Below are 6932 nucleotides of genomic sequence, written 5' to 3'. Positions count from 1 at the left end.
AAGTCGTGCCCATGGCGTTCCACGCCCAGCCAGCCGGAGGGCCCAAATCGCCGGGCCACGGCAATCCCCTCCCCGCTCCACAAGGCGGCCGCGCGGAAGCGCAACGCCGCAAAAGACAACAACAGGGCTAAAATCCCAGTGCGCCGGGATCCTAACCCTGTTGTGCTTATTGGTTAATTAAGGCCTGATGCGCTTACTCGTCGGTCTCGATCAAGCCGTAACGGCCGTCGCGGCGGCGGTAAACGATGCTGGTACCGTTGGTTTCGGCATCTTCGAAGATGAAGAAGTTATGTCCAAGCATGTCCATTTGCAGAACGGCTTCCTCAGGATCCATAGGCTTCAAGGAGAGCCGCTTGGTCCGGACGATGGTCAGGTTGTCGCTGGCTTCTGCCGGTTCCGGTACCGGTGCGTCCTGGACGCCTTCGGAAGGACCCGTCAAGTCAAAGTCCTTGATGCCCTTCTCCCGGCTCTTGCGGTTGATCTTGGTCTTGAACTTGCGGATCTGGCGTTCCAGCTTATCCGTGACCAAATCAATGCTGGCGTAAAGGTCCGGAGAAGTCTCCTCTGCCCGTAAAACTAAGTACGGCAACGGGATCGTCACTTCGACCTTGGCGTTCTTGTTGGAATAAACTTTCAAGTTCACGTGCGCGATAGAATCCGGCGCATCTTCAAAATACTTGTTGAGCTTGCTGAGGCGTTTTTCCACATAAGCCCGGATGGCTTCTGTAACCTCGATGTTTTCACCGCGGACATTAAAAGATAACATAGTACTTCTCTCCCTTCAAAGTGTATCAAAAACGGTACACCCGGTGGTGAGGTATCACCCCTTGCACCACCCTGACTACACCTTAATTATAACAAAGTGCGCGCCATTAACAAACAGTTTTGAAAGCATTTTCGTACTGTGCATCAGCGGGCCAGGGTGAAGGTATCCATCTGGGCCGTGATGCCAGCCCCATGGAGAACTGCCGCCGCTTGGTGTAATGTGCTGCCCGTGGTGTAGATGTCGTCCACCAGTAAGACCCGCCGCCAATGCTGGCAAGCAATGCCGCGGCTCGGCTGAAAGGCAAAGGGTTGGCGGGTCATTAACCGCGTGCGCCGGTCCTGTTGGGCCTGTTCCGCCGTCGTCCCTTGTTTGGCCAAAACAGGCGTGAGAGGAAACACTGTTTCAAACAGGGCAGTCACGGGTTCAAACCCCCGCTGCCAAGAGCGGTGGTCATCTCCGGGCACCGGTACGACCGCATCATAACGCTGGCCGTTCTCCGCCCACCAGCGGCCCAGGTCGCTTCTGAATAAGTCCTTCAGCTGATAATCCCCCTGCCGTTTGAACCGTTCGAAGTAAGTCTTGATCTCGGATTGATAAGCAAACAGGGCCCGCTCCCGCCCCGTGAACCAAGGCAATTGGTGCCGCCAGTATTGACAGTCAGCGCACACCACTGCTTCCCCCGGTCGTTGGCAGCTGGGACAGCAATCAGAAACAGCGCTGAGCGGAGAGAAAAGCAGCCGACAGGCGGGGCAAAGTGTGTCCGGCCAGCGCCGCTTCAAACTGCACAGCGCAGAGAAGGTGACGCGCTCCGCCCAGGGACGGCCGCACCAGCCGCAAGGAGCGCTCACGAGAAGCCGCCCCGCCGGTTCATTTGGATAATATCCCGCCGCGCCTGGGCGATGGCCAGCGTGTACCGGTGGTAAAAAAAATCCACGGCCCCGCGGGGATCGGCGGCGGCGCGGCCGGCCCGGCCGGCGACCTGGACCAGCGCATTGGCTTGAAAATGGTGGTGGTCCGCTGCCCACACCACCACTTGCAGGTGGTGAATGGTCACCCCCCGTTCGAGGATCGTGGTCGTCACCAGCAAACTGGTTTGGCCATCCCGAAAGGCTTGGACCTTGACCAACCGGTCAGGATCGTCGGCGTTGACCCCGGCCACCCTTTCTCCGGGAAATGCCTGGCGCAGCCACGCCGTGAGCTGGGTCAGCAGCGGGACAGTGGGCACAAAGAGCATCACGGGGCGGCGGGCTTGCCGGTGACGGCGAATCAGGTCCCGTAAAGGCTGAAAGCCCCCAGTCAACGTCTTCGCCCGGCACCAGTGTAATCGCGGCACGGGCAGCGGGGCGCCGTGGAACCGCCGGGGCAGATAGGTCACGGTCAGTGACCGCCGCCGGATGGCCTGCCGCAACTGGTCGTCCGGCGTGGCGGTCAGGTATACCGGGGCCCTGCCCGGCAGCAGTGCTTGGGCCACCGCGGCATGCAGCAGGCGGGAGTTGTGCATGGGAAAGGCATCCACCTCATCCACAATGATTAGACTGAAAGCGTGATAAAATCGAAGCAGTTGGTGGGTCGTACAGACGACCAGCGGCTCGCCGCCATAGGCTTGTTCTTCCCGGCCGTGGCGCAGCGCACAGGGCGTCGTGGGAAAGGCGGCCCGCACCCGGGGGAAGAGTTCATTGCACACATCGATTCGAGGCGACGCGTAAGCCACCAGTCCGCCGGCGGCCAAGACGGCCGCCACCGCGGGAAACGTCATCTCAGTCTTGCCGGCGCCGGTCACGGCCCACACCAAAATCGGCTGGCCGCCGGCATGGGCCTGTTGAATAGCCCCAGCCGCCCGTTGCTGATCGGCGGTGAGGGTCCCCTGCCAGGCGCATAACCCGGCCGCTGACCGCTGGGGAAACTGCGGCGGCGCAGCCCGCCACAGCTGGTCGCGGCTCGTCACCCGGCCCAGACCCAGGCACTCCGGACAATAAGTGCCGCCCAGCGGCAGCACGTACTGGCTGGTACACCAGCGAGCACCGCACCGGGCACACACCTGCCAGCGGCCCCGCCGCTGAATGGCCGCCACCCGGGTTACGCCCGGTTGCGGGCTGGCAGCCGCTCTGACTGCCTGTTCTCCTGGCCACAGGGGCTTTTCTTCCATCATCGTCGACAGACCACCTTTCTTCCTCCATTAAGAAATTACGCAAAGGAAGCGGCAAAGTGAAAAATAATTATCTGACGATCGCCAAAACCGGCGAACACGAAATCGAAATCAAAAAGTCCCGCTTCATCTGTCAGATGGCGCGGGCCACGAGCGAAGAGGGCGCCGCGGACTTCATCGCGGCCATTAAAAAGAAGCAGTATAAGGCCACCCACAATTGCAGCGCGTACCTGATCGGTGAGAACAACGAGCACCAGCGCGCTAACGACGACGGTGAACCCAGCGGGACGGCCGGGGTGCCGATGTTGGAGTCCCTCAAGCTGATGCAGCTGCAAAACGTCGTCGCCGTGACGACCCGCTACTTCGGCGGCATCAAGCTGGGCGCCGGCGGCCTCATCCGCGCCTACAGCAATTCGGTCACCGAGGCGGCCCACGCCATCGGCATCGTCCGCGGTGTCCTCCAGCAAGCCCTCCGTCTGACCATCGACTATAACCAAGTGGACCCCGTTCAGCATTTCTTCAGTGAGCGGCCCTTCCCCATCGAGAAGACTGATTACGGCGTCCAGGTGACCTTCACGGTGCACATTGACGTCACGGCCATCGCTGATTACGAAGCCGCCCTCACCGACCTGACTAACGGCCGCATCACGCTGGCGCGCGGCGCCGAAGAATTCCGCGAGGTACCTTACACCGATAAGGCAGCCCCGCGTTACGAGAATTGAGATGTAAGAAAAGCCGGCCACCCTGCAGCGGGATGACCGGCTTTTCTTGCTGCCTGCGCGTCAGACCGGATGATCCGAGCGGGACAAGCGCTTCACAAAGTGTTGAATGGCGTGGAGGAGCGGTTGGCGGTTGGCGCCGACCAGACCAATGGACTCGACGAACAGTTCCAGGCCCAGAAGGACGGCAATCGTCATCAGGATGCTGCCCCAGAGGGTGGACAGCGGGTAAATCAGGGCGATGGCTGCGAAGATCAGGGAAATACCGTAAATCACCATGACCGTCTGGCGCTGTGTTAAGCCGAGAGCCATGAGCTGGTGGTGCAGGTGATGCTTGTCCGCCTGGGAGATCGGCTTGTGGTTCAGCTTCCGCCGCAGAATGGCATAGACCGTATCGGTGATTGGAATCCCCAAGATGATGACCGGAATGACCGTCGTAATGAAGGTGACGTTCTTCAACCCCTTCAGGGAGAAAACGGAGATCATGAAGCCGATGAACAGCGCCCCGGTATCACCCAAGAAAATGCTGGCCGGGTGGAAGTTATGGGGCAGAAAACCGATCAGAGCGGCCACCAGACAGAAGATCCAGATGGGCACATAAATCTCGCCCGGCAGGAGGAAGAAGACCCCAATGACCCCCATCGTAAACAGTGCGATGATCGCTACCCCGGTGGCTAGCCCGTCCAAGCCGTCGATCAAGTTGACGGCATTGGTCAGCGCGGCGATCCAGAAGACGGTAACGAAATAGCTGGCCCAGCCCAGGTTGAAGTGCAGGCCGAACAAGGACACATCGTCCATCCGGATCCCGGCGAGAAAATACACGATGCTGGCGGCGATGACGATGCCCAGCATTTTCTGCCATGGCTTCAATTCTTTGATGTCGTCGATCATCCCAGTGAGGATGATCACGCTGGCCGCCAGGAGCACGCTGAACAGCTCGTGGGTGGGAAACTGATTGCGCAGAAGAACGAAGGTGGCAAAGACAAAGGCAATGAAAATACCCAGCCCGCCCATCGTCGGCATGGGTTTCGTGTTCACCCGCCGAGCGTTGGGCATGTCCACCGCCCCGAGAACGAAGGCCAGCTTGCGAATGAAGGGGGTGATAACAGCCGAGAAAAACATAGTACCAAAAAGGGCAACGATTACTCGAAACATAAATTAGGCTCCTGTCTAATAGTTATCCTCATTATACCGGTCCCTAGGCCAAAACAAAAGCAGCATCCGCGGGGTCGCAGGACCCAGCAGCTGCTGCTTCGTACCGTGCTTTTTAGTTGACCGGACACGGAATCATTTCGCTGTTTCGATAAAGCGGGTTTCCCGAATAACGGTGACCTTGATGTGCCCGGGATATTCAAGTTCTTTTTCGATTCGCAAGCGGATCTCGTGGGCCAGAATCTCCGCCTGGTCATCACTGACCTGGTGGGGCGAAACGATGACCCGCACTTCCCGGCCGGCTTGAATCGCAAAGCTGTGATCCACGCCCGGGAAGCTGTTCGTGATGTCCTCCAGTTTCTCCAACCGGTGGACATAATTCTCCAGCGATTCTGACCGGGCGCCGGGGCGCGCCGCCGAAATGGCGTCGCCGGCGGCAACCAGCACAGCGATGATGCTTTGTGGTTCCACGTCCCCATGGTGAGACGCAATGGTGTTGACCACGGTGGGCGACTCGTGATATTTCTTCGCGAGTTCCACCCCGATCTCCACGTGGGAGCCATCGACCTCATGATCGATGGCCTTCCCGATGTCGTGTAATAATCCTGCGCGTTTGGCCAGTGTAACATCTTCACCCAGCTCGCCGGCCATGATCCCGGCCAGTTTCGCTACTTCGATGGAATGATTGAGAACGTTTTGCCCATAACTGGTCCGGAAGTGCATCCGCCCGACCAGCTTGATCAAGTCAGGATGCATGTGGTGAATGCCCAGTTCAAATAACGCCTGTTCTCCGATTTCTCGAATCCGGGTGTCCATTTCTTTCCGGGCTTTCTCCACCGCTTCTTCGATTCGGGCCGGATGGATCCGGCCGTCAGCAATCAGCTTCTCCAGTGCGATCCGGGCGATTTCCCGGCGAACCGGGTCAAAGCCGGACAATACCACGGCTTCAGGCGTGTCATCGATAATCAGGTCGATCCCGGTCAATGTCTCCAATGTCCGGATGTTGCGGCCTTCCTTACCGATAATGCGCCCTTTCATATCGTCACTGGGCAGATTCACCACAGTGACCGTCGCCTCTGTCACGACGTCGGCGGCACTGCGTTGAATGGCCTGGGCAATCAAGTCTTTGGCCTTGTGGTCAGCCTCGTCCTTGGCCGTCTGCTCGCTTTCGCGAATCAAGGCGGCACGTTCGTGGGTCAGTTCTTCTTTCGTTTCAGCGATAATGGTCTGACGGGCGTCATCCCGAGTAAATTGGGCGATCCGCGCCAGCTCATCCTCTTGGGCTTGAAGTGTATCCGTTACTTTTTGTTTGGCTTCATCGATCTGCTGCTGCTGCTGCTCCAGTTTGTCTTCCCGCCGGTCCAGACTGCCTTCCTTATTGTTCAGGACGTCGTCTTTATGGTCGAGGGAGTCTTCCCGTTGCAACAGCCGATTTTCTTGCTTCGTTAATTCCTCACGCCGGCTCTTCAGCTCCGCTTCCTGTTCTGCACGGTAGCGGTGGGCCTCGTCCTTGGCGGCGAGGAGTTGTTCTTTCTTAGCGGTATCTGCTTCGCGTTTAATCGCGGCAGCGTCCCGCTTGGCACTCGCAATGATCCCCGCGGCATTCGTGTGAGCGTCGTCTAACGCCCGCTGCTGCGCGGCTTTCTTGGTCAAATACCCAGCAACAAAACCAACAACACACATGATGACGGCGAGGATTATGAGAACCCAAAGGTCCATTAGTTCACCTCCGCATCATCAAAAAGTGATACTCGTTTATTAGAGATTCTTTTCATGATGGTTAATTGTAGATTATTGACACAATCACAATTCTAGAGGGAAAGGGTGGTGGTGTCAACTAGAGGGCGGAGGCCGACGGTTAGCGGCACCGGGCTGAGCGGCCTTAAGCTGAAAATCCCTGCACTCGGGATTTTTGGCTTAAGGTCCTCAGACCGTGTGCCGCTGTCGGCCGGAGCCCGTTTAGAGAGCGGAGGCGGGCGTTTAGGCCACCCAGGCTAAGTGGCCCTAACACTGAAAGCCCCGCACTTGGGCTTTTGGTGTTAGGGTGCTTAGATTGCGGTGGCCTGCTCGGCGCAGCCCGTTTGGGGAAAGGCAGGCAGCTGCTGTGCTTTGGCCCGGGTGACTCCGGGCTCCGCAGGCGGGGGCGGCA

The 6932-nt window shown here is 58.7% G+C and carries 6 protein-coding genes; 1 reads left to right on the top strand and 5 read right to left on the bottom strand.

Annotated features, from left to right (window positions below; genetic code table 11):
- Window positions 1-193: 193 nt before the first annotated feature.
- The 3 genes from hpf to L248_RS02895 all read right to left on the bottom strand — a co-directional run bounded on the left by hpf (window position 194) and on the right by L248_RS02895 (window position 2915).
- On the bottom strand, window positions 194-766 hold the full coding sequence (gene hpf / locus L248_RS02905) for a ribosome hibernation-promoting factor, HPF/YfiA family (RefSeq protein WP_022528566.1): 573 nt from the start codon (window positions 764-766) through the stop codon (window positions 194-196).
- A gap of 143 nt (window positions 767-909) precedes the next feature.
- Window positions 910-1434, bottom strand: a complete 525-nt coding sequence (locus L248_RS02900; RefSeq protein WP_051999838.1) for a ComF family protein — start codon at window positions 1432-1434, stop codon at window positions 910-912.
- 176 nt (window positions 1435-1610) lie between these two features.
- Window positions 1611-2915, bottom strand: a complete 1305-nt coding sequence (locus tag L248_RS02895) for a helicase-related protein (protein ID WP_022528564.1) — start codon at window positions 2913-2915, stop codon at window positions 1611-1613.
- 56 nt (window positions 2916-2971) lie between these two features.
- Between L248_RS02895 and L248_RS02890 the strand changes: the two genes are divergently transcribed.
- Window positions 2972-3634: a YigZ family protein gene (locus L248_RS02890; RefSeq protein ID WP_022528563.1), complete on the top strand. Its 663-nt coding sequence runs from the start codon at window positions 2972-2974 to the stop codon at window positions 3632-3634.
- 60 nt (window positions 3635-3694) lie between these two features.
- On the opposite strand, the gene L248_RS02885 is transcribed toward L248_RS02890, so the two are convergent.
- The gene (locus L248_RS02885; RefSeq protein WP_040534534.1) at window positions 3695-4786 is read right to left on the bottom strand and encodes a glycosyltransferase family 4 protein; all 1092 of its coding nucleotides are present in this window, start codon (window positions 4784-4786) and stop codon (window positions 3695-3697) included.
- Between the two features lie 132 nt (window positions 4787-4918).
- A complete protein-coding gene (gene rny / locus L248_RS02880; RefSeq protein ID WP_040534533.1) occupies window positions 4919-6502 on the bottom strand; it encodes a ribonuclease Y in 1584 nt (527 codons plus the stop codon).
- Window positions 6503-6932: the final 430 nt, after the last annotated feature.

It is taken from the genome of Schleiferilactobacillus shenzhenensis LY-73, from assembly GCF_000469325.1.
GTDB lineage: Bacteria > Bacillota > Bacilli > Lactobacillales > Lactobacillaceae > Schleiferilactobacillus > Schleiferilactobacillus shenzhenensis.
Note: the sequence above shows the minus strand (reverse complement) of the source record. Positions and strands in the feature narration are given on the sequence as shown.

Excerpts from the sequence above, each read along its gene's own strand:
- L248_RS02895 (WP_022528564.1), bottom strand. The coding sequence starts at position 2,915 with ATGATGGAAGAAAAGCCCCTGTGGCCAGGAGAACAGGCAGTCAGAGCG.
- rny (WP_040534533.1), bottom strand. The coding sequence starts at position 6,502 with ATGGACCTTTGGGTTCTCATAATCCTCGCCGTCATCATGTGTGTTGTT.
- hpf (WP_022528566.1), bottom strand. The coding sequence starts at position 766 with ATGTTATCTTTTAATGTCCGCGGTGAAAACATCGAGGTTACAGAAGCC.
- L248_RS02885 (WP_040534534.1), bottom strand. The coding sequence starts at position 4,786 with ATGTTTCGAGTAATCGTTGCCCTTTTTGGTACTATGTTTTTCTCGGCT.